The following is a 26,846-nucleotide window of genomic DNA, read 5'->3' as shown; positions in this document are numbered from 1 at the left end:
CTACTACTAATCAGATTTCTTAGCCCAAATACCAATATTAACGGAGGCTACTTTTTTGCGCTTTTTTTTACCACTACCTTCTGGCTTAGCCATTGGTTTAGGTTGTTCGAGTACGGTTTCAGGCACAACATCATCAGCCTCAAATCCGTTAACTTGTTCACGTTCAAGGCGAATTTTGTTTTTCTTCTCGATTACAGAGAAGTGATGATACTCGTCATGAGACAATAAGGTCAACGCTAAACCAATTTCTCCCGCACGTCCACTGCGACCAATTCGATGCATATAATCTGCTGGACTGCGCGGTAAGTCAAAATTAATTACCACAGGTAATTTTTCAATATCGAGACCCCGGGCAGCAATGTCTGTCGCAATGAGTACTTGAATCTCACCCGCTTTAAAACCGTCTAATACCCGGCTTCGCGCGCCTTGGGCTTTATCACCATGAAAGACTTCTGCAGTGATACCACGTTTAGCTAATTTTTCAGCTAAATGATTACAACTATTTTTGGCATTAACAAAGATCAATACTTGGCGCCATTGATGTTGTTGTAGCAAGTGTGCAAGTAATGCCGTCTTTTTTTCACGGTTAACCGTCATTACACGCTGCACTAAGGTACTCGTCTCAGCGCTTTGTAATTGTATTTCAAGAGGATCCACTAACAACGCTTGCGTTAATTGGCGAACTTCATCAGGAAAAGTCGCTGAAAACAATAACGTTTGTTTTTGCTTAGGGAGGAAGTTGAGTACTTGAGTCAGTTCTTCAGTAAAACCAAGGCTTAGCATACGGTCAGCTTCATCAAGCACCAACGTTGACACTTGAGACAACCTGAGTGCATTAGAAGAGACTAAATCGAGTAAACGGCCTGGGGTTGCCACTACCACATCCGCGCCGCCACGCAATGCTAACATTTGAGTGTTAACCGATACGCCACCAAATGCAGCAACCACTTTAATGTCACCATTTAAATGAACCGCATAGGATTTAAAGCTGTCAGCAACTTGCTTGGCTAATTCCCGTGTGGGTACCAAGACTAATGCACTCACAAAATTACCTTTAGCAGATGATCTTGCCCGACGATTCATTAATTGATGTAAAATCGGCAGAGCAAAAGCCGCTGTTTTACCTGAGCCTGTATTCGCACCCGCCAGTAAGTCTTTACCGGTTAGCGTACTGGGAATGGTTTCAGCTTGGATTGGTGTAGGCTGAATATAATTAAGCTCAGCTAATCTTGCCAACAATGGGGTTTGCAGGCCAAATTCAGCAAAAGTCGTGACTAAAGAAGCTTGGGTCATGTATCAAATGCGCTCAAAAAAAGGTTATCAATCGGTCATTTTAACGTACTTTGGCGCAGCAGTCAGATAAATCAGTTAATTTCGTCAATCCCTTCTAGGTCGAGTAGCCATTGCTTCATGTCGAGCCCATAAGCATAACCTGTTAGCTTACCACCTTTGCCTATCACCCGATGACATGGGACGATAATGGCAATTGGATTAGCACCATTTGCGGCCCCCACAGCTCTAACGGCTTTAGGTCGCCCAATAGTATTAGCGATATCACTGTAACTGCAACGCTGACCGAATGTTAATTGACTCAATGCTTGCCAAACCTCTTGTTGAAACACTGTCCCTTTCGGCGCTAAGGCCACATCAAATTGTTGCCTTTGCTTAGCGAAATACTCAGCTAACTGGAACACAGTTTCATCAATGTGTCGCTGAGCCTGTAACAGTAAAGCTTGAGCATGCACTATGTCACTTTGCTGCAATGTAACTTGAGTTTGAATTTCTACTGTTGAACTTATTTGAACGAGATCCTCAACCTGTAAATGCGTTAACCCATGCTCAGAGGCTTTAAGCGAGAGTAAACCAACAGGACTTGTCACTAAAGCGTGAAGCTTAGGTAAGGCAAATTGGGGCATAATATTATCCTTTTTTTGCAATAACAGGATCGTTATCCCAAAGCTGAAATGTTAAGTAACTGCCCCACGGTGATGCTTGTTTTGCGATCTCAGCGGCAATATTTAGGTATGATTTAGGTGTTTCAATGGCTTTACCCGATTGCTCATGTAACGCATGCAGGCGATTTTTAATGACTAAGTCAGAGCTCAAAAAAACATCAGGATCGCTCAAGCCTCGCATGTTAGCGTAAGCAACTGTCCACGGGCCAATACCTTTTACCGCAAGCCAATCATCAGGCATAGAATCTGGGTGTTGATGCACAAATTCCCCCAAGGCATTTAAGGCTAATTTTCGCGCACCAGGCATGTTAAGTTCATCTAATAATGCCGTAGCAATAGTTTCTGGCGTCGGAAATAATCGCCAAGTTTTACCATCAATTACCAGTGAGGTACCATAATGCTCGACCAGCAAATTTAATAATTTAGTCGCTTGCAGGACACTCACTTGTTGCCCTAAAACGGCTCGACAAGCAGCTTCAAACACACTGCCCGCGGCAGGAATACGCAAACCACTATCAATTTTGGCACCTAATTCGATGATGGGTAATAATGCCTGCTGGATTATATCCATGTCGGCATTTAAATCGAACATGCGACGAAGTTGCAACACTATATCGTGTAAAAACTTAATATCATTGGCATCAACTAAGTAAATACTCACATCAAGTTGGGGTTTATCTTTATGAGGTGAAATGTAAAAAAAACCCTCCACGCCATCAAATGAAAACGTTCGACCATAACGGCCAGTAATATCATCAATGACTTCCATATTGTCGACTTGGCGAAAGACATAAAAAGCCAACATCTTCGCCCAATTGAGGGGTGGTCTGTAGGCTAATGTTATTGGTTTAATATAAGTACTCACTTGGTTATCTTTGTGAGGGTGAATAACATTCGTTGAGGACCGACTTTTCTGGCGTAAATCACTTGGGGTTAATCGTAATTCTTGTTTAAATATTTCATTAAACCGCCTGATGCTATTAAAACCCGCAGCCATGGCAACTTCAGTCATCGATAATGGTGTTTGGTGCAATAACTGTTTGGCAAACATCAACTGTTGGTACAACGCAAAGCGTTTAGGGGATTTACCCAATCCTTGGCTAAAGAGTTTATTCAAATACCGACTGCTAATACCTAGTTTCTCTGCCAGCTTGACCACAGTTCCTGGATTGTCGCCTTTTAAAAAGCCTTGCTCAATCAACTTTATTGCCCGCATTAACGTTGTTTGAGTCCCTAACCACGCAAATGAGCTTGGTGCACTATCTGGTCGACATCGAAGGCAAGGCCTCAATCCAGCATTAGCTGCTTTTACAGCAGAATCAAAGTAACGCACATTTTTCTCATAAGGCGCAGGCGCGGGACAAATTGATCGACAATAGATACCTGTAGTTAGCACCCCAGTAAAAAATTGACCATCAAAGCGAGCGTCACGACTTAATCTAGCCTGCCGGCAAATCTGTGCTGCAACATTACAATCGCTGTGGATCTGTACCATTAGTCTCGCTAGCCTCTTTACGTTAATCAGGTTCAATCGAAAACTGAACCATTTTCCCTGCACTGCGTACTTAAGTGATTACTTTACCGAAACACAACCACCACGACTAGCGGAAAACGGAACTCAATCGTTTCGTATCATGTAACAATTTAACCGATTACATTTGGCCATTTTACGTTATCCTAGTCAGCAGAACTATCACCATGAAGTTAGAGCATTAGATGTTTAAATTTTTTGAATCATTGACCCAAGCATTACCACAAGAAGAACCGAGTCAGCCACCCAATACCTTATATGCATTTTGCCGCCATTATACCCGCGGATTTGGTAGGCCATTAATTATCATGTCGGTGCTTACGGCGGTGCTGGCGATGTTGGAGGTATCACTGTTTGGCTTTATGGGCAAATTAGTCGATTGGTTAGTGACCAAAAACCCGCAAACTTTGTGGCAAGATGAAAGCACGACGTTAATTACCATGTCGGTGGTTGTCTTAGTGGTCATTCCTGTGATTGTTTGGCTACATTCGTCTATCGTGCACCAGACGCTTTTGGGTAACTTCCCCATGGCCATTCGCTGGCAAGCGCATCGTTATTTACTCAAACAGAGTATTTCTTTCTATCAAGATGACTTTGCTGGACGAATAGCCACAAAGGTCATGCAAACCTCGCTTGCGGTACGTGAAACGGTAATGAAATTGCTGGACGTACTGATGTATATTTTAGTGTATTTCACTTCTATGCTTGTCATGATTGCCGCTGCTGATGTGCGCTTAGTGTTACCCATGCTCCTATGGTTGGCTGCTTATATCTTGATTCAATGGAAATTAGTGCCAAAGCTAAAAGCAATATCCACAGAACAAGCCGATGCTCGTTCAACGATGACAGGGCGTATTGTTGACAGTTATACCAACATTTCAACCGTAAAACTGTTCTCACATACCACCCAAGAAGCCGACTATGCCCAAGATAGTATGACGCGTTTCTTAAAAACCGTTTATGGCCAAATGCGTTTGGTGACGATAATTAATGTTTTGGTACAAATCATCAATTACCTTTTAGCATTTACCATCACCGCAGTGTCTATTTGGTTATGGGCTGACAGTGCGATTACGGTTGGCGCCATTGCCATAGCCGTGAGTTTAGCGTTGCGTTTAAATGGCATGTCACAGTGGATCATGTGGGAAATCAGCTCACTTTTTGAAAATATTGGCACGGCGACCGATGGTATGAACACGCTATCTAAACCCATTGCTATCCAAGATAAACCCGACGCCAAAGACATTGTTGTTAATCAAGGTAAAATAGACTTTAATCAAGTTTGTTTTCATTATGGCGAGAAAACGGGCGTTATTGAGCAGCTAAACCTGAACATTAAAGCGGGTGAAAAAGTCGGTCTGGTTGGACGTTCAGGCGCAGGAAAGTCGACCTTAGTGAACTTACTAATGCGTTTCCATGATGTGGAAAAAGGTGAAATACTCATTGATAATCAACCAATAACGGATATTCGCCAAGATTCATTACGTGCCAATATTGGTATGGTGACTCAGGATACGTCGTTATTGCACCGTTCAATTCGTGAAAATATCTTGTACGGCGATCCCCATGCAAGTGATGAACAATTAATGGCGGCAATCACTCAAGCACAAGCGGCAGAGTTTATTGAAAATTTAACTGACCCATTTGGTAATAAAGGTCTTGACGCTCAAGTTGGCGAACGTGGAGTCAAACTCTCAGGTGGTCAACGTCAACGAATTGCCATTGCACGTGTCTTATTAAAAAACGCGCCGATTTTATTGCTTGATGAGGCAACCTCAGCACTCGATTCTGAAGTTGAAGCAGCGATTCAAGAATCCTTTTATAAATTAATGGAAGGCAAAACCGTGATAGCAATAGCGCATCGACTGTCAACGATTGCGGCTATGGATAGACTCATTGTATTGGATCAAGGCTGTGTTGTTGAACAAGGAACCCATCAAGAGCTCATTAATGCCAGCGGCATCTATGCGCAACTCTGGGCCCATCAAACTGGAGGGTTTTTAGGGTTAGATTAATTAAGTACTTAAATTATTAAAATAAACTAATATGAGCCACTCAACTTTGAGTGGTTTTTTATTGCGGTTTGCCGAGATAACCCAATCCAACAAAAACATCTACATTAAAGACTTAGCAAATAGAAAATTTATTGATATACAAAAAATCGTAAAGCTTAGGGGGTTTATTAGATGCAGCGAGATAATGTGATGAGATTAACAGTAAAGCTATATGGTGGTCGCTACTGGGCTCGAACCAGTGACCCCCTCCTTGTAAGGGAGGTGCTCTCCCAGCTGAGCTAAGCGACCTGGGATATAACGCAAAATCTAAATTGATATGGTGGTCGCTACTGGGCTCGAACCAGTGACCCCCTCCTTGTAAGGGAGGTGCTCTCCCAGCTGAGCTAAGCGACCTGGGATATCAATCTATTCTTGTAAAAAAGCGTGTAAAATATGGTGGTCGCTACTGGGCTCGAACCAGTGACCCCCTCCTTGTAAGGGAGGTGCTCTCCCAGCTGAGCTAAGCGACCTGGGATATTTTACTTTCAAGTCCACCACTCTATGAGAGAAATGGTGGTCGCTACTGGGCTCGAACCAGTGACCCCCTCCTTGTAAGGGAGGTGCTCTCCCAGCTGAGCTAAGCGACCTGGGACTCTAACAGTTTAGTTAATTATATGGTGGTCGCTACTGGGCTCGAACCAGTGACCCCCTCCTTGTAAGGGAGGTGCTCTCCCAGCTGAGCTAAGCGACCTGGGATATAATTAACAACATTGACTTCATAAATAAAATCATGGTGGTCGATACTGGGCTCGAACCAGTGACCCCCTCCTTGTAAGGGAGGTGCTCTCCCAGCTGAGCTAATCGACCTCGCTGTGTGGGGCAGTATTATAGGGAGCGAGCAAAGCCTGTCAACGCTTTTTATTTAAAAAAATGTCAGTCGAGCTAAAATTGTTCGCTTTGATGCTTTGTTAAACAAGAGATTGAGTTTAATAATAAAGAAAATTCAAAAACCGCCTCAGGTTTGCGCGTCCGCCATTTCAACTACTCAGTTAGACTGTTAGAATGACGCTACATTTTTTTGTTTGTCTTTTTATAGACGTTTATAAATAGGTTAGTGTCCGATTATGACAACTAAGACGCGTTTTGCCCCAAGTCCAACAGGGTTTCTTCATGTAGGTGGTGCCCGTACTGCTCTGTATTCATGGTTACACGCACGTGCTAATAATGGTGAATTCGTACTGCGTATTGAAGACACAGACATTGAACGTTCAACTCAAGAAGCCTGTGATGCTATTCTTGATGGTATGAACTGGTTAGGTTTGACTTGGGATGAGGGTCCTTATTATCAGACTAAGCGTTTTGATCGTTACAACGAAATTATTGAGCAAATGCTAGATAATGGCTCTGCGTACAAATGCTATTGCACACGTGAACGTGTTGAAAAAATGCGTGAAGAGCAATCGGCACAGGGTTTACAACAAAAATACGACGGTTGCTGTCGAAACCTTGCTCCTCGTGATACTGACGAGCCTTTTGTTGTTCGCTTTAAAAACCCCGTCGAAGGCAGTGTGATATTTGATGATCACGTTCGTGGGCGCATCGAAATTTCAAATGATATGCTTGATGATTTAATCATTAAGCGCACCGATGGTGTTCCTACTTACAACTTCTGTGTTGTCGTTGATGACTGGGATATGGGCATTACTTGCGTTGTTCGTGGTGAAGATCATATCAATAATACTCCACGCCAAATCAACATCCTTAAAGCACTAGGTGCTCCAATTCCTGAATATGCCCATGTATCGATGATTTTAGGTGACGATGGTGCCAAGTTATCTAAGCGTCATGGTGCTGTAGGTGTGATGCAATATCGTGATGATGGTTATTTACCTGAAGCACTATTAAATTATCTTGTTCGTTTAGGTTGGTCACATGGCGATCAAGAAGTATTTTCAATGGAAGAGTTGAAAACGCTGTTTAAATTAGATGATATCAATAAGGCGGCTTCTGCTTTTAATACCGATAAGCTAATTTGGTTAAATCAGCATTATATAAAGTCACTTGATCCTGTTTATGTAGCAACACATTTACAGTGGCACATGGATGACCAAAAAATTGATATCAGTAATGGCCCTGCGTTAACGGAAATTGTGACTGCATTATCTGAACGCGCTAAAACATTAAAAGAGTTAGCCGCTTCTAGTCGCTATTTCTATGAAGATTTTAGCGATTTCGACGAAGCACAAGCTAAAAAGCACTTACGAGGTGTGGCACTAGAGCCTTTAACATTGTTCAATCAAAAGTTATCTGAACTAAATGATTGGAGTGTAGAGAATATTCATCACGCTATCGAAGCCACTGCCACGGAACTTGATGTTGGTATGGGTAAAGTTGGCATGCCGTTACGTGTTGCGGTTACAGGCGCAGGACAGTCTCCAGCGTTAGATTTAACCTTGTTCTTAATCGGAAAAGAAAGATCTGCGCAAAGAATATCCAAAGCGATTGAATTTGTAGCAAATAGAATAAATTCCTAAAAAACGAGTTGACACTTTTGGGTATGCTGCATAGAATGCGCCTCGCAGTTGAGACATGATGTCAGGTTATTCTGGTAGCATATTCAAAAGCATTAAGTAAGAGGGGCTATAGCTCAGCTGGGAGAGCGCTTCGCTGGCAGTGAAGAGGTCCACGGTTCGATCCCGTGTAGCTCCACCACTTACTTGTTCATCTTTAATTAGATAATTAGCATTAATGTTTAGCCTACAGACATTGGTGAGTATTCACTCGATACAGAGTATAACGTATCAACTGTGTCCCATTCGTCTAGAGGCCTAGGACACCGCCCTTTCACGGCGGTAACAGGGGTTCGAATCCCCTATGGGATACCATATTTAAGATGGTTGAACATAATTCGAAAGAGTTGTTTGATGATCTATAAAGCGTTGATGTTTAGCCTACAGACATTGACGAGTATTCACTCGATACAGAGTATAACGTATCAACTGTGTCCCATTCGTCTAGAAATAGCGCTTAGGACATCGCCCACTTTGGTTTATAAAGAGTCGGCGGTAACAGGGGTTCGGATCCTTAGGGTTTTGAATTTCAATATAGGTAATTAAGCGTTGGTGTTTAGCCTACAGACACCAATGAGTATTCACTCGATACAGAGTATAACGTATCAACTGTGTCCCATTCGTCTAGAGGCCTAGGACACCGCCCTTTCACGGCGGTAACAGGGGTTCGAATCCCCTATGGGATACCATATTTAAGATGGTTGAACATAATTCGAAAGAGTTGTTTGATGATCTATAAAGCGTTGATGTTTAGCCTACAGACATTGACGAGTATTCACTCGATACAGAGTATAACGTATCAACTGTGTCCCATTCGTCTAGAAATAGCGCTTAGGACATCGCCCACTTTGGTTTATAAAGAGTCGGCGGTAACAGGGGTTCGGATCCTTAGGGTTTTGAATTTCAATATAGGTAATTAAGCGTTGGTGTTTAGCCTACAGACACCAATGAGTATTCACTCGATACAGAGTTTAACGTATCAACTGTGTCCCATTCGTCTAGAGGCCTAGGACACCGCCCTTTCACGGCGGTAACAGGGGTTCGAATCCCCTATGGGATACCATATTTAAGATGGTTGAACATAATTCGAAAGAGTTGTTTGATGATCTATAAAGCGTTGATGTTTAGCCTACAGACATTGACGAGTATTCACTCGATACAGAGTATAACGTATCAACTGTGTCCCATTCGTCTAGAAATAGCGCTTAGGACATCGCCCACTTTGGTTTATAAAGAGTCGGCGGTAACAGGGGTTCGGATCCTTAGGGTTTTGAATTTCAATATAGGTAATTAAGCGTTGGTGTTTAGCCTACAGACACCAATGAGTATTCACTCGATACAGAGTTTAACGTATCAACTGTGTCCCATTCGTCTAGAGGCCTAGGACACCGCCCTTTCACGGCGGTAACAGGGGTTCGAATCCCCTATGGGATACCATATTTAAGATGGTTGAACATAATTCGAAAGAGTTGTTTGATGATCTATAAAGCGTTGATGTTTAGCCTACAGACATTGACGAGTATTCACTCGATACAGAGTATAACGTATCAACTGTGTCCCATTCGTCTAGAAATAGCGCTTAGGACATCGCCCACTTTGGTTTATAAAGAGTCGGCGGTAACAGGGGTTCGGATCCTTAGGGTTTTGAATTTCAATATAGGTAATTAAGCGTTGGTGTTTAGCCTACAGACACCAATGAGTATTCACTCGATACAGAGTTTAACGTATCAACTGTGTCCCATTCGTCTAGAGGCCTAGGACACCGCCCTTTCACGGCGGTAACAGGGGTTCGAATCCCCTATGGGATACCATATTTAAGATGGTTGAACATAATTCGAAAGAGTTGTTTGATGATCTATAAAGCGTTGATGTTTAGCCTACAGACATTGACGAGTATTCACTCGATACAGAGTATAACGTATCAACTGTGTCCCATTCGTCTAGAAGGGGTTCGAATCCCCTATGGGATACCATATTCAAATTTTAGTTATATTAGCTAGAATTTGGGGCTATAGCTCAGCTGGGAGAGCGCTTCGCTGGCAGTGAAGAGGTCCACGGTTCGATCCCGTGTAGCTCCACCAAATATTTGGTAACTAATGCATATTCAGTATATGACATTAATAAAACACCACCTTCGGGTGGTTTTTTATTACCTTATAATTCTCTTTATTTAATCCATTTAAACTCATATTTTTCGGCCACCACTACCCTATAACATCACCATCAACGCTAACGTATGACTTTCCAACCATGACCATCTCTCGCTGCGTGACAATCCTCACACAAAATAACTTCCCACATAGCTATATAAATTAAAGCTATTACACCTCAATTAGTTACATATTAATAACATACGGCCAGATGCTTGCTTCTTATTATCTATCCTCATAAGTATTTATGGCGTACTTGTTCTAGAGCAAGTCAGCTCCTTGAGGAAAATATAACCCTAAAAAAAGGAAGCTAATTATCATAAAAAAATCAACAATCACCTTTTACACCGCCACTAAAGTCAATGGCTAAGCTAGCAACTATTGCTTCAGTTTTCGCGGCGAGTTTTAATGTTTTTGCTAAAACGATAGAAATTACTTTTTCGCATCTCGTGGCCGAGAGCACGCCAAAAGGACAAATAGCACTTAAGTTTAAAGAATTGATAGAACAGCGTTTACCCGGTGAGTAAGTTGTTAAAGTATTTTTTAACTTACCGCTAATTGGCTGGGCATTGCTATATATGATATTAATATGCCGCAACTCGATGGTTTGAGTTTATTGCAACAACAGAAACAGCAAGACGTTGAATTGCCAGTGGTACTATTCACCGGTCTGGTGATATGGCTATGGTCGTAGACGCTCAAAAAATGGCGCTTACGACTTTATCGAGAGTTAATCGGCTTTGGAAACATCAATAACTTGCTTTTGATGTTTCCCTAAGCGCCAAATAGTAACAAGGAGCAACACCAAAAGACTCATAGAGCCCACTACCACGCCATTCCATTCAGCTTTATGCCAAAACAGCATTAAATATGGCCCACCTAAAGATGCACCAAGATAATAGCAACATAAATACAACGACGTCGCTTTAGCACGATGACTCGTGGCACGAATAGCCACAAACGAATTACAACAGCTGTGAGTTAAGAAAAAACCGCAAGCGGTAATCAAAAAGCCGGCCACAATCGCAGTCAAGGTATCCACCAAGGTTAATAATGTGCCTGCAACCATTAGGCATAATGCCACTCTAAATAACGGCATTGACCCATATCGTACAATCCATTTAGCCGACAGCCACGCAGCAAAGGTGCCACTCAGGTAGCATAGAAAGATTAATGTGGCTTGAAAACGACTGAGTCCATAAGGTTCGGCCATAATATGTAACTGAATAAAGCTAAACTGATTAACCATCATCATAAATGCTAAGCCGCCAATTATATAAGCCAAACGCATTTGAGTATCAGATAAATGAAACATAAAACCATTAAAATCTTGTTTGGCTTTGCGGCGCCAATTAATTTTTTCCTTTATAACAGAAGGTTTAATCTCCCTACGTGGCAATAAGTATGTAACAAACGCAACCCCCATGAGTGTCACAATAAAAATTAATCCCATTGAAGATTGCCACGATAAATATTGGGCCATTAACCCGCCCAATAATCGACCCGCAATGCCACCAATGCTGTTTGCCATTATGTACACAGCAGCCGCTTTAAGCATAAAAACTGGATCTAACTGCTCTTTAAAATAGGCCATTGAAATAGCAGGCACTGCTGCTAATAATATCCCTTGCAGTAATCTAACCCACACTAAAGCATCAAAGCTTTGTGCAAAAACCAATAAAATATTTGATGCTGCCAGCAACCATAAGCTCATAACAATGGGCACTAAGCGTCCAATTCTATCGGATAACAAAGCATAGAAAAGTAACGAGAAAGCTAAGGTAAAGCTAGTCACAGACAACACTAACGTGGCTTGTGCGCCCGACACATCAAAATGCTCCGCAATAGACGGCAGCATACCTTGCAATGTGTACAAGTTAATGTAAATCACCATAGAAGCTAAGCACAACGCCCAAATTAGGCGCGTTTCAGCATGGGAGCGCAACGTTGGCGTAAACTCTGTCATAGACCACCTAAACAACAAAATAGGGCAGGAAAAAGATTATTACCCGCCGAGTATATTAATCAATGGCGGGGATAAGAGTTTGTGAGCAAGGTTACGAAGCGGCTATTTAACGCGTTTCATTAACACTTGAGTGGTAAATTGACCGTTGTTGATCACACGGAACTTATCATAGGTCTGAAAAATCGCATTACCTTGGTAAGTGATCATCGCCACCACACCATAATCGACACCACGACTAATTAGCCCTGCTGGTAAGCTAAATTTAAACGGAACAGGCACTCTGGCAATATCAAAGTTTTTTTGAGCAATTATGGCCCCTGGGGTATTGAAATCAATTAATGCAATATTGATTTTACAACCCTTTGGCAAGGTAATTTTTTCTGCATATCCTGCATAACCATTAACAATAATGGGTTTTTCAGGCTCGATTGTCGTACATCCATGTAACATCATAGCAATCAAAGCGACAACCGCTAATTGTATGCCTTTGTTAATTATTATCATATTAGCGTCCTACTTGGTCATCCTGAGTAAACCTTCCTGTGTGGCAGAAGCCACAAGACGTCCTCGCTGATCAAAAAACTGCCCTTTCACAAATCCACGTCCACCACCAGCATTAGGGCTATCAATACAGTATAGGAGCCATTCTCCCATATTAAATGGACGATGGAACCACATAGCATGATCAATGGTGGCCATACGCATGCCTGGGGTTAAAAATGACACACCGTGCGGTTGAGTTGCCGTCATTAAAAAATTAAAATCCGATGCATAAGCTAATAAATATTCTTGAATGCTGTGGTCCGATGGAATTTGCCCATTGGCACGCAACCATACATACCGTTTAGGCTCTGTGGCACTTGGCGCAATAGGATGAACGGGGTGAACTAAACGCATTTCAATCGGAGAATCTGCCATAAATTTTTCGAGCATTTTCGCAGGTACTTTATCACGCATGGTCATCGCGAGTTCTTGCTGATTCAATAAACCTTCAGGTCCTGGCACATCAGGCATGAGATCTTGATGTTCAAAGCCTTCTTCGACTGTTTGGAACGAACATATCATGTAAAAAATGGGTCGACCTTTCTGAATAGCCTTCACACTACGCGCACTAAAACTGCCTCCATCACGCATATTTTCAACATCATAAATTATCGGTAACTTTTCATCACCGGCACGCAAAAAGTATGAATGTAAAGAATGTGCATGGCGATCTTCGCTAACCGTTTGTTTTGCAGCACTTAACGCTTGTCCCATCACTTGGCCCCCAAACACATGCCCGAAGCCTAAATCTTGACTTTGACCACGAAACAAGCCTAATTCAATTTGCTCAAGTGACAACAATGACAATAAATCGTTTAATACCTGACTCATAACACCTTCTTTACGACATGGATTAACGTTAAGGTTACCTTAGTTAAGCTTATGTTTTCTAGCTTATTCTATGGTAATTGTTGTATTTCAGCTATCTTATGACAAATCGCAAAAGAGTGATGCAACGCAAAGATTCATATCTGCACCGTAATTGAATTTTTGGTATGCTATTAACATGACTAATCAACACTGCGTTTCACAATATTATGCAACCTAGCTCAATGCAATCATGGTTTATTGCTATTCGTCCTCGAACGCTCCCTGCGGCAATTGGTCCATTATTAATCGGAAACATGCTGGCAATTGGACTCGAACACTTTAGCTTACTCATCGCGTTTACCTCAATGCTATGTGCCGTATTATTACAAATTTCAGTTAATCTCGCTAATGACTACTTTGACTTTAAAAATGGTATTGACACTGAAGAGCGTATCGGACCTTTAAGAGTGACTCAAAGTGGTATCCTAGCGCCCTCATCAGTTCGAAATGCCATGATAGGATGCTTGATCACATCATTATTAGTCGGTTCATTATTAATACTTCACGGAGGATGGCCTATTGCCATTCTTGCTGCAGCCTCTATTTTAGGCGCGTTATGTTATAGCGGCGGTCCCTATCCACTTGCCTCACATGGATTAGGCGAAATAGCAGCATTTGTTTTTTTTGGTTTAGTGGCCGTTGTTGGCAGTTACTATTTACAAGCAGGAACTACCACCATAACAGCATGGTTACTCGGTTGTGCCATTGGCTTTTTTAATGCTGCCATCATGCTGGTCAATAACACTAGAGATATTTCAACCGACACCAAAGCAGGTAAAAACACCCTTGCGGTAAGAATTGGTGAAGCACAGGCTAAAGTGCTATATCAAAGTTTTGTCTACTTACCTTTTGGTATCATTATCGCGGGATTTTTATTAGGTTCATTGGATGGATTACCGGTATTGTTATCGGGAGCCTCGTTAATCATTGCGCGTAATCTCAGCCGCGAATTTCACGAGAATTCTGGTGAAGCATTGAATCCGATATTGGGACAAACCGCTAAATTAACTATGATTTTCAGCGTGCTGTTTAGCGTTGGATTGTACTTTTCACTAACCTGAATGTCCTATTTGTTAAATGTCATCTATCACTTAACGTCCTGAATAATTAAAAAGGCGCCTCATTATAAAATCAGGCGCCTTTTTAAAGTGTGAAGGTCATTACACTTTAGATAAAGTACGCTGCTTCGCACTCCAATCTAAATGGTATTTCTCACCCGCTGGCTTATCAGTACGTTCAAAAGTATGTGAGCCGAAAAAATCACGTTGGCCTTGTAGTAAGTTCGCTGGTAACGTTTCACTGCGGTAACTGTCATAATATGCAATCGCCGAACTAATACATGGTGCTGGAATGCCTTGCATAACAGCGGCCGCAACGGTTTTACGCCAGTTAAGCTGCTTCTGTGACAAGGTTTGACTAAAAGTATCGGCCATCAATAAGTTTGTAAGACTTACATCTTCTTGATAAGCCTGAGTAATTGACTGCAAAAACGTCGCGCGAATAATACAGCCTGCACGCCATATTTTAGCAATTTCAGCAAAATCTAAAGCCCAATTTTGCTCTTTTGCTGTCATCGCCATGAGCTCAAATCCCTGAGCATAACAACAGACTTTAGCGCAATATAAAGCATCTTCAAGATTGGCAATAAATTCCGTTTTCTCTGCACCACTAAAACTAACGGGAGCTGGACCCGCTAGCGTTGTGCTTAGCTGCATACGCAAGTTTTTTTGAGTACTGACAGCACGAGCATATACCGCTTCTGCAATCGTTGGCGCCGGACAACCAATTTGCAAGCTGCTCACTGCCGTCCATAAACCAGTGCCTTTTTGACCTGCTTTATCAAGGATCATTTCAACTAATGGCTTACCCGTTAGCGGATCGGCTTGTTGCAAGACTTCAGCGCTAATGCCCATAAGGTAACTGTTAAGAATACCTTTATTCCAGCCATTGAAAATGTCACCGACATCATGAGCTGACATGCCTAAACCATCGCTAAGCAATTGATAGGCTTCGCAAATAAGCTGCATATCCGCATATTCAATACCGTTATGAACCATTTTAACGTAATGACCAGAACCTGCAGGACCTATATACGCAGTACAAGGCTCACCTTCGGTGACCGGATTACCCGGCTCAAAACGTTCTATAGGTAAACCAGTTGTTGAATCAACTTTAGCGGCAATCGCTTTCCAAATAGGTTCAACATAACGCCATGCTTTTTCATCGCCACTAGGCATTAATGAAGGGCCAAAACGCGCGCCAACCTCACCACCTGAAACAGCCGAACTGAAAAAGATAAACTGTCCTTTATAGCGAGACTCTCGCTCTACTGTGTCAGTCCAAAGACTATTACCCGTATCAATAACGATATCATTGGCTTCAATACCAGCTTCGATTAACGATTTACAGACTCCGTCAACAGGCGCTCCTGCAGGCACAGATAATACAATGACTCGAGGCTCAACTAAATTAGCAAGCATTTCTGTAAGATTATTACAAGCTTGCATGCGCGGTGCCGTACCCGCTTTACGCTCATTTTCTTCTTGAGCCACAGCTGCGTTGACTTTTGGAGTATCTAAATCGAAAACTGCAACATGGTAGCCGTTGTCAGCAATGTTTAATGCGAGGTTCTTGCCCATAACACCAAGGCCGATAACGCCGACGTGTGATTGTTGGATGTGGTTATTCATTAGTGTAGTTCCCACAGGTCACAGAGATTAATCGCGTAGTGCGAATCCATTTGGTTGGCAATTATAGCGATTCTTGTAACTAAATTACCAGTAACAAAATGCGGAAACGCTGTTTTTTACAATGTATGCTCAATTTAATTAACAGATTGCTACAATAGAAAAATCAGAAACACCATTGGCGTTTCTGATTTTTTATTAGTCGAATACAATGTCGACGCGCTACTGAAGCTAAAATAAAATGACTAAAAAGTATACTAGCAGGTCGACTAACACCGCTGTGCCTGAGTAATGGTCTCATTACAAGGGATGAGTACCACTGAAAGCTCTGAACTAAGATTTAGTCAACTCAGTCGTTAACGCATTGGCATAACCCATTTTAGTGAGTGCATTACGTACTATGTCTAAGGTTTGTGGATCTTCAATGGTGGCCGGCATGGTGTAGTCTTGATTGTCAGCAATTTTACGCATTGTGGCTCGCAATATTTTTCCTGAACGGGTTTTAGGTAATTTTTGTACTGCACTCACTAGCCTAAAAGAAGCCACGGGGCCAATTTCATGGCGTACCAGTGCAAGCAACTCTTTATACAATGCTTCATCTGACAAGGTAACGCCGTTTTTAAGCACCACCAACCCAAGAGGCACTTGGCCTTTTAGTTTATCTTGCACACCAATCACCGCCGCCTCGGCTACCGCCTCATGTTGGCAAAGTACTTCTTCAAATCGGCCTGTTGATAAACGATGTCCTGCGACATTAATAATGTCGTCGATGCGACTCATAATGTACAAATAGCCATCTTCATCTATGTAGCCAGCATCACCAGTTAAGTAATATCCAGGATACATAGATAAGTAACTGTCAATATAACGTTTATCGTTTTGCCACAAGGTCGTTAATGTGCCAGGAGGTAATGGCTGCTTTATCACCACATTGCCGCTTTCATTGGGTGCCACTTGTTGCCCCATCGCATCGAGGATCTCCACTTGATAACCCGGCACGGCACGCGCTGGCGATCCCGGTTTAATTTCTATCGGATCGGTTCCCATCAAGTTTGCCGCTACTGGCCAACCTGTTTCAGTTTGCCACCAATGATCAATCACAGGTTTACCTAAATGATGCTGACTCCAATTTAAGGTGTCTGGATCACAGCGCTCACCCGCTAAATACATTTGCTTGAGGCAGCTTAAATCAAATTTCTTAATGAAGTCGCCTTCAGGGTCTTCGCGTTTAATGGCTCTAATGGCAGTCGGTGCAGTAAAAAAGCTGCGAACTTGCTTTTGTTCGATAATCCGCCAAAAGGCGCCAGCATCAGGAGTACCAATGGGCTTACCTTCATACATAACGGTGGTGGCACCTACCAATAGCGGTCCATAAACAATATATGAATGCCCTACCACCCAGCCAACATCCGATGCAGCCCAAAACACATCACCGACACCTGTGTCGTAAATGTGTTTCATCGACCACGCCAATGCAACTGCATGACCGCCATTATCACGCACCACCCCTTTTGGTTGTCCTGTCGTGCCTGAGGTATACAGCACATACAATGGGTCAGTTGCATCCAGCGATACACAATCAGCATCAGGCGCATCCACCAGCGCATTGTACCAATCAAGATCGCGGGGCGAGAGTAATTCAGCCTTGTATTCAGTACGATTTAAAATAATACAGTGATCGACTTGGTGGCTAGCTTGAGCTAAAGCATCATCTAGTAGCGGTTTATAAGGCACCACACCTGAAGGTTCGATACCGCATGAAGCAGACAAAATCAATTTTGGCTTGGCATCATTAATCCGCGTAGACAACTCATTGGCCGCAAAACCACCAAAGACCACTGAATGAATCGCGCCAATACGCGCACACGCCAACATGGCATAGGCCGTTTCTGGCACCATGGGCATGTAAATCACCACACGGTCACCTTTCTTTACACCCAGCGAGACCATTAAGCCCGCCAGTCTTTTGACCTGCGCCAGTACCGATTGATAACTAACGGAATATTCATGTTGCGTCACAGGGCTAATATAATGGATCGCTGTTTGTTCGCCTCTGCCAGCTAACACATGACGGTCTACCGCATTAAAACAGGTATTCATCTTGCCATCGGCAAACCAGCGATAAAAAGGTTTTTGACTGTCGTCTAATACCGTTTTAGGAGTAAGATCCCAACTGATGGCTTCGGCGGCTTGTAACCAGAATACTTCGGGTTCGGCTATCGATTGTGCGTGCATTGATAGTCCTAAATCAGCCATATCGCTCTCCGTTAATCAACTTGTATTACAATGATTATGAGCAGAATTCATTAAATTGCCCTATTAGACAAAAGGATAATAGCCACGATAATCAATAAGAAAACCGTTAGACCCATCCAAGTGTTTAGCTTAAGGTTGAGCGTTCAAGTTATTAACATAAAAATAAATATAACAACTAGTTAGGGCTCTTCAATCGATAGAGTGGAAAGCAAAAATAACACTTTAACTGTCGGTAATATATCGAAAAAAGCCATGCAAACTTTACCTTTACGTAAACTTCATATATCTTGCATCAAAAGAAACACTTTTGGTGACATGATGAGCACAACCCATAGCCCTCAATCAACGTATTCAATCAGTGACTTATCAAAAGAATTTGATATCACCACCCGCAGTATTCGTTTTTACGAAGACCAAGGTTTGATTAAACCTAAGCGTCGCGGACAAACCCGTATATACAGCCTGAAAGACCGAGTGCGGTTAAAACTCATTTTACGCGGCAAACGCCTCGGTTTTTCGTTAGCAGAAACGCGTCGTCTATTTGAACTTTACGATGCAGATAAAAGTAGCTCAACGCAGCTCAACACCATGCTTGACTTAGTTAATGAAAAAAAATCGGCTCTACAACAGCAAATGGACGACATTAAAGTGGTGCTAATGGAGCTGAATTCGGCCGAGCAGCAATGCCGAGTCGCGTTAGAAGACAATAGCCTCAAAAAGAGCAAGTAAGCCAATTAGCGACATAATACTGATAATAATAAAAGGCTTACTCAATTAAGTCTAACGTAATACTCCACTGCCAAAAACGCATATAAGCGTTGGTAGATAATGTTTTGCCAGATAATAATAAATTCAACAGGACACATGCATATGAGCGACTTATATACCAGCCTAAACTTTGGTTTAGGTGAAGACGTAGACATGTTACGTGATGCCGTTCGTGGTTTTGCCGCTAACGAGATTGCCCCAATGGCCGCCCAAGTCGATATCGACAACGCCTTCCCTAATCAATTATGGCCAGTGCTTGGCGATATGGGGCTATTAGGCGTAACCGTTGATGAGCAATATGGTGGCGCCAACATGGGCTATCTTGCCCATGTCGTTGCGATGGAAGAAATTTCACGCGCATCGGCATCCATCGGCCTAAGTTATGGTGCTCACTCAAACTTGTGTGTTAACCAAATTAACCGTAATGGAAATGACACTCAAAAAACAAAATATTTGCCTAAACTGATCAGTGGAGAGAATATTGGCGCCTTAGCTATGAGCGAACCTAATGCCGGTTCAGATGTGGTGTCAATGAAGCTACATGCCCGTAAAGAAGGCGATCGCTATATTCTGAATGGCAACAAAATGTGGATAACTAACGGCCCAGACGCTCACACCTATGTTATTTATGCTAAAACAGATTTAGACAAGGGTGCACATGGCATTACCGCGTTTATTGTTGAACGCGATTCTAAAGGTTTCAGTCAGGCACAAAAACTCGACAAATTGGGTATGCGCGGGTCAAACACCTGTGAATTGGTGTTTGAAGACTGTGAGGTACCAGAAGAAAACATCTTAGGCGGCCTCAATAACGGCATTAAAGTGTTAATGAGTGGCCTTGATTACGAACGAGTTGTGTTATCTGGCGGTCCATTAGGCATTATGTCAGCGTGTATGGACATCGTCATACCTTACATTCATGAGCGTGAACAATTTGGCAAATCGATTGGTCAATTCCAATTAGTGCAAGGTAAGTTAGCCGATATGTACACTGGCATGAATGCCGCAAAGGCTTATGTTTACAGCGTGGCCAAGTCTTGTGACCGTGGTGAAGCGACTCGTAAAGATGCAGCAGGTGCCATTTTATACAGCGCAGAGCTTGCGACTAAAATGGCCTTAGATGCAATTCAACTTCTTGGCGGCAATGGTTATGTTAACGAGTATGCCACTGGTCGTTTACTGCGTGATGCCAAGCTTTACGAAATTGGCGCGGGCACCTCAGAAATTCGTCGCATGTTAATTGGCCGCGAATTATTTAACGAGTCAAAGTAAGCAACATTTGCCCTCTGTAGGGCGACATCTTCAACGTGTCATGTCGCCCTTATCAAGCCCCCTATTTTTTGCTTCATTAAGGACATAGAAATGACGCAACTGAGCAGCCGCATCAATCCTCGCAGTGACGAATTTAAAACCAAGTCAGACAGCATGGCGTTATTAGTCAACGATCTCCAACAAAAGCTGGCAAAAATCGAACAAGGCGGTGGCCCTGTTGCCCTTGAACGTCACTTGTCGCGAGGTAAATTATTGCCTCGTCAACGCGTTGAAAAGCTACTCGATCCCGGGTCACCCTTCTTAGAGTTATCGCAATTTGCCGCCTACGAAGTCTATGACGAAGAAGTGCCTGCAGCCGGCGTTATCGCTGGTATCGGCCGTGTCAGTGGTGTTGAATGCATGATCATCGCCAACGATGCCACAGTAAAAGGCGGTACTTATTATCCTATCACCGTGAAAAAGCATTTACGGGCCCAAGACATTGCCAGTCGCTGTCACTTACCGTGTATTTACCTAGTTGATTCTGGGGGCGCCAATTTACCCCGCCAAGATGAAGTGTTTCCAGACCGCGATCATTTCGGCCGAATTTTCTATAACCAAGCACAAATGTCAGCTAAAGGTATTCCGCAAATTGCGGTGGTAATGGGTTTATGTACCGCGGGCGGCGCGTATGTGCCAGCGATGGCAGATGAATCTATTATTGTTAAAGATCAAGGCACCATCTTTTTAGCGGGTCCGCCACTAGTGAAAGCGGCAACCGGAGAAGAAGTCAGTGCAGAAGAGCTCGGCGGCGCAGATGTTCACACTAAAATATCTGGTGTTGCGGATCACTTGGCGCAAAATGACGACCACGCACTCGAGCTTGCTCGCCGAGCTGTACTGCGTTTGAATCACCAAAAACACATCAAAAGCTTATTAAGTCCAGCTAAGCCGCCACAATTTGATATCCATGAATTGTACGGCATTGTCGGTACCGACCTTAAAAAGCCGTTCGATGTAAAAGAAGTGATTGCCCGTGTGGTTGACGATTCTGACTTTGACGAATTTAAAGCCAACTACGGCGCAACCTTAGTGTGCGGGTTTGCTCGCATCCATGGTTATCCGGTAGGAATTGTGGCTAATAACGGCATTCTTTTTTCCGAGTCGGCGCAAAAAGGCGCTCACTTCATTGAACTGTGTTGCCAACGTAAAATCCCATTATTGTTCTTACAAAATATCACCGGTTTTATGGTGGGTAAAAAGTACGAACATGAAGGCATTGCCAAGCACGGCGCCAAAATGGTCACTGCGGTATCTTGTGCCAATGTACCTAAATTTACTGTAATTATCGGTGGCAGTTATGGCGCCGGTAACTACGGCATGTGCGGCCGCGCATTTGAACCCACCATGATGTGGATGTGGCCTAACGCCCGTATTTCAGTGATGGGCGGCGAACAAGCTGCGGGTGTATTAGCCACCGTGCGCCGTGACGGTTTAGCCCGTAAAGGGGTTGAATGGTCTGCAGAAGATGAACAAGCTTTCCGTAAACCCATTGTTGAACAATACGAAAAAGAAGGTCATCCGTATCATGCCAGCGCCCGTCTTTGGGATGATGGCATTATTGACCCAGCACAAACTCGTGACGTTGTCGGATTAGCTTTATCGGCAGCGTTAAATGCTCCTATTGAAGACACCCGTTTTGGGGTGTTTCGCATGTAACTCATGCGGTTAATTCAACTAACTAGGAGTAAGTACAATGTTATCAAACCAATATAAACACATTGAATGTGGTGTAGCGCAAGGCGTTGCACAGCTCACCTTAAACCGGGCCGAAGTTCACAATGCTTTTGATGAAGTGATGATCAGCGAAATGATCAACGCCATCGAAACCTTTGCCAGTGACAGTCAATGCAATATGCTCATTTTACGTGCCAATGGCAAAAACTTCAGTGCAGGTGCAGACCTAAACTGGATGCGTAAACAAGCAAAAATGGACGTTGGCCAAAACCTTGCTGACGCCCATGAGCTTGCCAAGCTGATGCATGTACTGGACAAGTTTCCCAAACCAACCATAGCCCTCGTTCAAGGTGCCGCCTTTGGTGGTGCATTAGGGCTGATTTGTTGCTGCGACATTGCCATTGCCACTGCTCGCGCTAGCTTCTGTTTAAGCGAAGTGAAACTCGGTCTTATTCCCGCAGTAATAAGTCCGTATGTGTTGCGCGCCATGGGTAACCGCCAATCTCGTCGCTTTATGCTGACCGCAGAACGTTTTAGTGCCGATGTAGCCTTAACCCATCAAGTGGTCCACGAGATCAATGATGATTTAGACGCCGCTGCTGCGCCATTTATTGCCGCGTTTAATGCCAACAGTCCACAAGGCATGGCATGGGTAAAAACCTTAGTATCACGATTAGAAGATGGCGTGATCGACGACGCTACGCTCAATTTCACCAGCGAGCAGATTGCTCGAATTCGAGTATCAGATGAAGGTCAAGAAGGTCTTAATGCCTTTTTTGAAAAAAGACCCCCAGCATGGCAAACCGCCAAATCTGATCCACAAGGAGCCCAATAATGTTTACCAAATTACTGATCGCAAACCGTGGTGAAATTGCTTGTCGTATTATTAAAACGGCCCAAACCATGGGGGTACGCACCATTGCTTTGTATTCTGACGCCGACAAAGACGCCCGTCATGTGGCCATGGCAGATGAGTCGTTTTACTTAGGTGGTAGTGCCCCTGCTGACTCGTATTTAAAAGCCGATTTAATTATCGAGATTGCAAAAAAGTCAGGCGCAGAAGCCATCCATCCTGGTTATGGTTTTCTGTCTGAAAATGCCGATTTCGCCCGCAAATGTGAACAAAATGGCATCGCCTTTGTTGGTCCAGGTAGTGACGCGATTGATGCTATGGGCAGTAAAAGTGCCGCTAAAGAAATCATGTCTAAGGCCAATGTACCGCTAGTGCCGGGTTATCATGGTGAAGATCAAACTGACGCTACCTTGATTGCCGAAGCTAAAGCCGTTGGCTTTCCGCTATTAATTAAAGCGGCTTATGGTGGCGGCGGAAAAGGTATGCGCATCGTCGAAAACGACGGCGAAATCCTTGCAGCGATTAACTCCGCACGCCGTGAAGCCAGCTCGTCATTTGGTAACGATAAACTCTTGATGGAACGCTACTTACGTCAACCTCGCCATGTTGAAGTACAAGTGTTTGCCGACAGTCAAGGTAATGCCATTTACTTATCCGATCGAGACTGCTCCATTCAACGTCGCCATCAAAAAGTCGTTGAAGAGGCGCCTGCACCGGGTTTATCAGATGATTTACGCGCCCAGATGGGTAATGCCGCGGTTGCCGCCGCTAAGGCGATTGATTACGTCGGTGCCGGTACGGTTGAGTTTTTACTTGATACCGACAACAGCTTTTACTTTATGGAAATGAATACCCGTTTACAGGTCGAACACCCCGTCACCGAAATGGTCACCGGCCAAGATCTTGTCAAATGGCAGCTTCTTGTGGCCAGTGGCAATGAATTACCGCTTCGCCAAGATGAAGTGCGTATTCATGGTCATTCATTTGAAGTGCGTATTTACGCTGAAGATCCCCAAAACGAATTTTTACCCGCCAGCGGTAAGCTCAACTTTTTGCGTGAACCTGAGCAAAATCGCCATGTGCGTATCGACTCGGGCATTCGTGAAAACGATGTCATCAGTAACTTTTATGACCCAATGATCGCCAAATTGATTGTGTGGGATGAGTCGCGACCAAGCGCACTGCAACGCTTAGTACATGCGCTTGAGTCATACCAAATAAGTGGCCTTAAACATAACATCGAGTTTTTAGCCAACATAGCTGAACACCCAGCCTTTGCTGCTGCAGACTTCTGTACTGACTTTATTGAACGTTATGGCGACACCTTAATTGGTGATGCGGCCATTGAAGCCGATACCGCATTAGCCCTAGCAGGGCTTTTTCAAGTACTGTCACGTAAGCATGCGGCTAAAGCATTGGCAATTAATAGCGCTGACCCATACTCACCGTGGGGCTTAGTGAGCGGCTTTAGATTAAACAGCTCCAGCGTACATCGGGTGTCGTTATTAACCGATGCCGCAGCCGATGTTCAGCAACATGATTTGTTACTCACCGCCGTTGGCGAGCAATATCAACTGTGTTTACACGACCAAGTACTGACGTTAGCGGGTGAGCTGAAAGCCGATTTACTCTTAGCAGAAATTAACGGCCATAAAAGTAAAATCCCAGTAAGCCATCAAGGTGATGACTTCACCCTGTTCTTACCGTCAGGCAGTTACCACTTTAAAGCAATCTTGGCACAAGTGGCCGAGGACGTGGTTAACCATGCAGATAAACTTAAAGCGCCAATGAATGGCACCGTGGTGACCCATTTAGTGGAAGTGGGCGATGAAGTCAAAGCAGGCCAGGGTTTGCTCGTAATGGAAGCGATGAAAATGGAATACACCATTGAAGCGCCGTTTGATGGCGTAGTCAGTGAATTTTACTTCCAAAGCGGCGAGCTTGTCAGCGATGGTGCCCAACTGTTAAATGTTGAGCCATTAGTGAATGAAACCAGCGTCGAGGAAGCATAAATGCTGCCCACTAAAGTGAGCGTTTTTGAAGTCGGCGCCCGTGATGGTTTGCAAAATGAAACGCCGGTAACAACCGCAGACAAGCTGACACTGATTGAGCAACTAGCCGATGCGGGTATTAAGCGTATTGAAGCTGGCAGCTTTGTGTCGCCTAAGTGGGTGCCACAAATGGCCGACTCGGATGCGGTATTTCAGCAACTTAAACGTCAAATTAATCGCCGCCTTGGCGTGGTTTACAGTGCATTAACGCCTAACTTAAAAGGCTTTGAACTGGCGCTCGCTGCTGGCGCTGATGAAGTGGCCATTTTTGGCGCGGCATCAGAAACCTTTAGCCAAAAAAATATTAATTGCTCCATTGATGAGTCAATAGAGCGCTTTATTCCGCTGATTGAAACTGCCAAAAAGCACAATATTGCCGTGCGCGGTTATGTGTCTTGTGTACTCGGTTGCCCATACGAAGGCCATATTAACGTCAGTGAAGTCGCTAGAGTATCTGAAATCCTTTATAAGATGGGTTGCTACGAAATATCCCTTGGCGACACCATTGGCGTTGGCACACCAAACCAAGCCCGTAAAATGGTCGAAGCCGTTGCTAATGTGGTACCCGTGGATAAATTAGCCCTGCATTTTCATGACACTTACGGTCAGGCACTTGCCAATATACTCGCCTGCCTTGAAACAGGTGTCAGCGTGTTTGACGCTTCGGTAGCCGGCCTTGGAGGCTGCCCTTACGCCAAAGGTGCATCGGGTAATTTAGCCACAGAAGATCTTGTTTACATGCTCCATGGCATGGGCATAGAAACGGGCATAGACTTAACAAAACTTGCACTAGCTGGCGACACTATTAGTCGCGCATTGGGGCGCACTAATGGGTCCAAAGTAGCAAATGCAATCAGAGCATAATCACATATACTGAAAATAGTTGGCACGACATAACGCTGGCAGTTGATATAAATATAACCATAAGGACAACAAGATGGCAGGATTCAATAAAGTCGTCCACAGCTATGAAGAAGCACTAGCAGGATTAAAAGATGACATGACCATTATGGTCGGCGGCTTTGGTTTGTGTGGCATCCCAGAAGGGTTAATTAACCACATGGTTAAATTGGGCGTTAAAGGCTTAACGGCAATATCAAACAACGCCGGTGTCGATGACTTTGGTTTAGGGCTATTACTGAAACAACACCAAATTTCGACCATGATCGCTTCTTACGTGGGTGAAAACGCCACTTTTGAACAACAAATGTTATCGGGTGAGCTCAACGTTATATTAACTCCGCAAGGCACACTAGCTGAAAAAATTCGTGCTGGCGGCGCTGGCATACCTGCGTTTTTTACCGCCACAGGTTACGGCACGCCCATTGCTGATGGTAAAGAAACCCGTGAAATCAAAGGTCGTCACTACGTATTAGAAGAATCACTTAGCGCTGATTTTGCCTTAGTGCGAGCGTGGAAAGCCGATACTATGGGTAACTTGGTGTTTCGCAAAACCGCCGCTAACTTCAATCCGATGATGGCCACCGCGGGTAAAATTACCGTAGTTGAAGCAGAAGAAATTGTTCAACCTGGCGAGCTCGATCCAGACCACATTCATACACCGGGTATTTATGTCGATCGCGTGATCAAAGCCAGCTTTGAAAAACGTATCGAGCAACGCACAGTCAAAACAGCACCCGCTGCGGCAAAATAAGGGAGATAAC

At 43.7% G+C, this 26,846-nt stretch carries 18 protein-coding genes, 13 tRNA genes and 2 pseudogenes; 19 read left to right on the top strand and 14 right to left on the bottom strand.

Features of this window, described 5'->3' with window-relative positions:
• Positions 1-6: 6 nt before the first annotated feature.
• The 3 genes from CXF80_RS00325 to CXF80_RS00315 form a co-directional block, all read right to left on the bottom strand.
• Complete coding sequence (locus tag CXF80_RS00325; RefSeq protein WP_101030206.1) at positions 7-1,293, bottom strand: DEAD/DEAH box helicase; 1,287 nt, start codon at positions 1,291-1,293, stop codon at positions 7-9.
• Between the two features lie 71 nt (positions 1,294-1,364).
• A complete protein-coding gene (locus CXF80_RS00320; RefSeq protein ID WP_101030205.1) occupies positions 1,365-1,916 on the bottom strand; it encodes a methylated-DNA--[protein]-cysteine S-methyltransferase in 552 nt (183 codons plus the stop codon).
• Positions 1,917-1,920: 4 nt separating this feature from the next.
• Positions 1,921-3,450, bottom strand: a complete 1,530-nt coding sequence (locus tag CXF80_RS00315; RefSeq protein WP_101030204.1) for an AlkA N-terminal domain-containing protein — start codon at positions 3,448-3,450, stop codon at positions 1,921-1,923.
• Positions 3,451-3,671: 221 nt separating this feature from the next.
• On the opposite strand from CXF80_RS00315, the gene CXF80_RS00310 reads away from it, so the two are divergent.
• A complete protein-coding gene (locus CXF80_RS00310; RefSeq protein ID WP_101030203.1) occupies positions 3,672-5,501 on the top strand; it encodes an ABC transporter ATP-binding protein in 1,830 nt (609 codons plus the stop codon).
• A 212-nt stretch (positions 5,502-5,713) separates the two neighbouring features.
• On the opposite strand, the gene CXF80_RS00305 is transcribed toward CXF80_RS00310, so the two are convergent.
• The 6 genes from CXF80_RS00305 to CXF80_RS00280 form a co-directional block, all read right to left on the bottom strand.
• Positions 5,714-5,789, bottom strand: a tRNA-Val gene (locus tag CXF80_RS00305).
• 29 nt (positions 5,790-5,818) lie between these two features.
• Positions 5,819-5,894 (bottom strand) — tRNA-Val (locus CXF80_RS00300).
• Positions 5,895-5,934: 40 nt separating this feature from the next.
• Positions 5,935-6,010: transfer RNA gene (locus tag CXF80_RS00295), tRNA-Val, on the bottom strand.
• Between the two features lie 41 nt (positions 6,011-6,051).
• A tRNA-Val gene (locus tag CXF80_RS00290) sits at positions 6,052-6,127 on the bottom strand.
• Positions 6,128-6,155: 28 nt separating this feature from the next.
• Positions 6,156-6,231 (bottom strand) — tRNA-Val (locus CXF80_RS00285).
• Positions 6,232-6,271: 40 nt separating this feature from the next.
• Positions 6,272-6,347 (bottom strand) — tRNA-Val (locus CXF80_RS00280).
• A 257-nt stretch (positions 6,348-6,604) separates the two neighbouring features.
• Here CXF80_RS00280 and gltX point away from each other — a divergent pair.
• From gltX to CXF80_RS20345, 10 genes and pseudogenes are all read left to right on the top strand, one after another.
• On the top strand, positions 6,605-8,014 hold the full coding sequence (gene gltX / locus CXF80_RS00275) for a glutamate--tRNA ligase (RefSeq protein ID WP_101030202.1): 1,410 nt from the start codon (positions 6,605-6,607) through the stop codon (positions 8,012-8,014).
• A gap of 102 nt (positions 8,015-8,116) precedes the next feature.
• Positions 8,117-8,192 (top strand) — tRNA-Ala (locus CXF80_RS00270).
• 97 nt (positions 8,193-8,289) lie between these two features.
• Positions 8,290-8,365, top strand: a tRNA-Glu gene (locus tag CXF80_RS00265).
• A 298-nt stretch (positions 8,366-8,663) separates the two neighbouring features.
• Positions 8,664-8,739: transfer RNA gene (locus CXF80_RS00260), tRNA-Glu, on the top strand.
• Between the two features lie 298 nt (positions 8,740-9,037).
• Positions 9,038-9,113, top strand: a tRNA-Glu gene (locus CXF80_RS00255).
• A 298-nt stretch (positions 9,114-9,411) separates the two neighbouring features.
• Positions 9,412-9,487, top strand: a tRNA-Glu gene (locus tag CXF80_RS00250).
• A gap of 298 nt (positions 9,488-9,785) precedes the next feature.
• Positions 9,786-9,861: transfer RNA gene (locus CXF80_RS00245), tRNA-Glu, on the top strand.
• Positions 9,862-10,055: 194 nt separating this feature from the next.
• Positions 10,056-10,131: transfer RNA gene (locus CXF80_RS00240), tRNA-Ala, on the top strand.
• 431 nt (positions 10,132-10,562) lie between these two features.
• Positions 10,563-10,724: pseudogene (locus tag CXF80_RS20655) on the top strand (C4-dicarboxylate ABC transporter); the annotation flags it as partial.
• 23 nt (positions 10,725-10,747) lie between these two features.
• Positions 10,748-10,928 (top strand): annotated as a pseudogene (locus CXF80_RS20345) (response regulator); the annotation flags it as partial.
• Between the two features lie 2 nt (positions 10,929-10,930).
• Here CXF80_RS20345 and CXF80_RS00225 read toward each other — a convergent pair.
• The 3 genes from CXF80_RS00225 to tesB all read right to left on the bottom strand — a co-directional run bounded on the left by CXF80_RS00225 (position 10,931) and on the right by tesB (position 13,540).
• Positions 10,931-12,166, bottom strand: coding sequence for an MFS transporter (locus CXF80_RS00225; protein WP_101030201.1), 1,236 nt, complete (start codon positions 12,164-12,166; stop codon positions 10,931-10,933).
• Between the two features lie 102 nt (positions 12,167-12,268).
• Positions 12,269-12,670, bottom strand: a complete 402-nt coding sequence (locus CXF80_RS00220; protein ID WP_101030200.1) for a YbaY family lipoprotein — start codon at positions 12,668-12,670, stop codon at positions 12,269-12,271.
• A gap of 9 nt (positions 12,671-12,679) precedes the next feature.
• A complete protein-coding gene (gene tesB / locus CXF80_RS00215; protein WP_101030199.1) occupies positions 12,680-13,540 on the bottom strand; it encodes an acyl-CoA thioesterase II in 861 nt (286 codons plus the stop codon).
• Positions 13,541-13,746: 206 nt separating this feature from the next.
• Here tesB and CXF80_RS00210 point away from each other — a divergent pair, with 206 nt between their 5' ends.
• On the top strand, positions 13,747-14,640 hold the full coding sequence (locus CXF80_RS00210; protein ID WP_269801251.1) for a 1,4-dihydroxy-2-naphthoate polyprenyltransferase: 894 nt from the start codon (positions 13,747-13,749) through the stop codon (positions 14,638-14,640).
• 99 nt (positions 14,641-14,739) lie between these two features.
• Here the strand turns inward: CXF80_RS00210 and gndA are convergent, their stop codons facing one another.
• Together gndA and CXF80_RS00200 are read right to left on the bottom strand one after the other, a co-directional pair.
• Positions 14,740-16,269, bottom strand: a complete 1,530-nt coding sequence (gene gndA / locus CXF80_RS00205; RefSeq protein ID WP_101030197.1) for an NADP-dependent phosphogluconate dehydrogenase — start codon at positions 16,267-16,269, stop codon at positions 14,740-14,742.
• A 330-nt stretch (positions 16,270-16,599) separates the two neighbouring features.
• Complete coding sequence (locus tag CXF80_RS00200; RefSeq protein WP_101030196.1) at positions 16,600-18,522, bottom strand: propionyl-CoA synthetase; 1,923 nt, start codon at positions 18,520-18,522, stop codon at positions 16,600-16,602.
• Positions 18,523-18,840: 318 nt separating this feature from the next.
• On the opposite strand from CXF80_RS00200, the gene CXF80_RS00195 reads away from it, so the two are divergent.
• From CXF80_RS00195 to CXF80_RS00165, 7 genes are all read left to right on the top strand, one after another.
• Positions 18,841-19,251 carry a MerR family transcriptional regulator gene (locus tag CXF80_RS00195; protein ID WP_101034624.1) on the top strand — a complete coding sequence of 137 codons (411 nt, stop codon included), beginning with the start codon at positions 18,841-18,843 and terminating at the stop codon, positions 19,249-19,251.
• A gap of 141 nt (positions 19,252-19,392) precedes the next feature.
• The gene (locus CXF80_RS00190; RefSeq protein WP_101030195.1) at positions 19,393-20,562 is read left to right on the top strand and encodes an isovaleryl-CoA dehydrogenase; all 1,170 of its coding nucleotides are present in this window, start codon (positions 19,393-19,395) and stop codon (positions 20,560-20,562) included.
• A 90-nt stretch (positions 20,563-20,652) separates the two neighbouring features.
• Positions 20,653-22,260 carry a carboxyl transferase domain-containing protein gene (locus CXF80_RS00185; protein ID WP_101030194.1) on the top strand — a complete coding sequence of 536 codons (1,608 nt, stop codon included), beginning with the start codon at positions 20,653-20,655 and terminating at the stop codon, positions 22,258-22,260.
• 37 nt (positions 22,261-22,297) lie between these two features.
• Positions 22,298-23,113, top strand: a complete 816-nt coding sequence (locus CXF80_RS00180) for an enoyl-CoA hydratase-related protein (protein WP_101030193.1) — start codon at positions 22,298-22,300, stop codon at positions 23,111-23,113.
• The gene (locus CXF80_RS00175; RefSeq protein ID WP_101030192.1) at positions 23,113-25,143 is read left to right on the top strand and encodes an acetyl/propionyl/methylcrotonyl-CoA carboxylase subunit alpha; all 2,031 of its coding nucleotides are present in this window, start codon (positions 23,113-23,115) and stop codon (positions 25,141-25,143) included. The genes CXF80_RS00180 and CXF80_RS00175 overlap by 1 nt, the downstream gene beginning before the upstream one ends.
• Positions 25,144-26,046 carry a hydroxymethylglutaryl-CoA lyase gene (locus tag CXF80_RS00170; protein ID WP_101030191.1) on the top strand — a complete coding sequence of 301 codons (903 nt, stop codon included), beginning with the start codon at positions 25,144-25,146 and terminating at the stop codon, positions 26,044-26,046.
• Positions 26,047-26,119: 73 nt separating this feature from the next.
• Positions 26,120-26,836 carry a CoA transferase subunit A gene (locus tag CXF80_RS00165; RefSeq protein ID WP_101030190.1) on the top strand — a complete coding sequence of 239 codons (717 nt, stop codon included), beginning with the start codon at positions 26,120-26,122 and terminating at the stop codon, positions 26,834-26,836.
• Positions 26,837-26,846 lie beyond the last annotated feature (10 nt).

The organism is Shewanella sp. Actino-trap-3 (assembly GCF_002836275.1).
GTDB lineage: Bacteria > Pseudomonadota > Gammaproteobacteria > Enterobacterales > Shewanellaceae > Shewanella > Shewanella psychromarinicola.
Note: the sequence above shows the minus strand (reverse complement) of the source record. Positions and strands in the feature narration are given on the sequence as shown.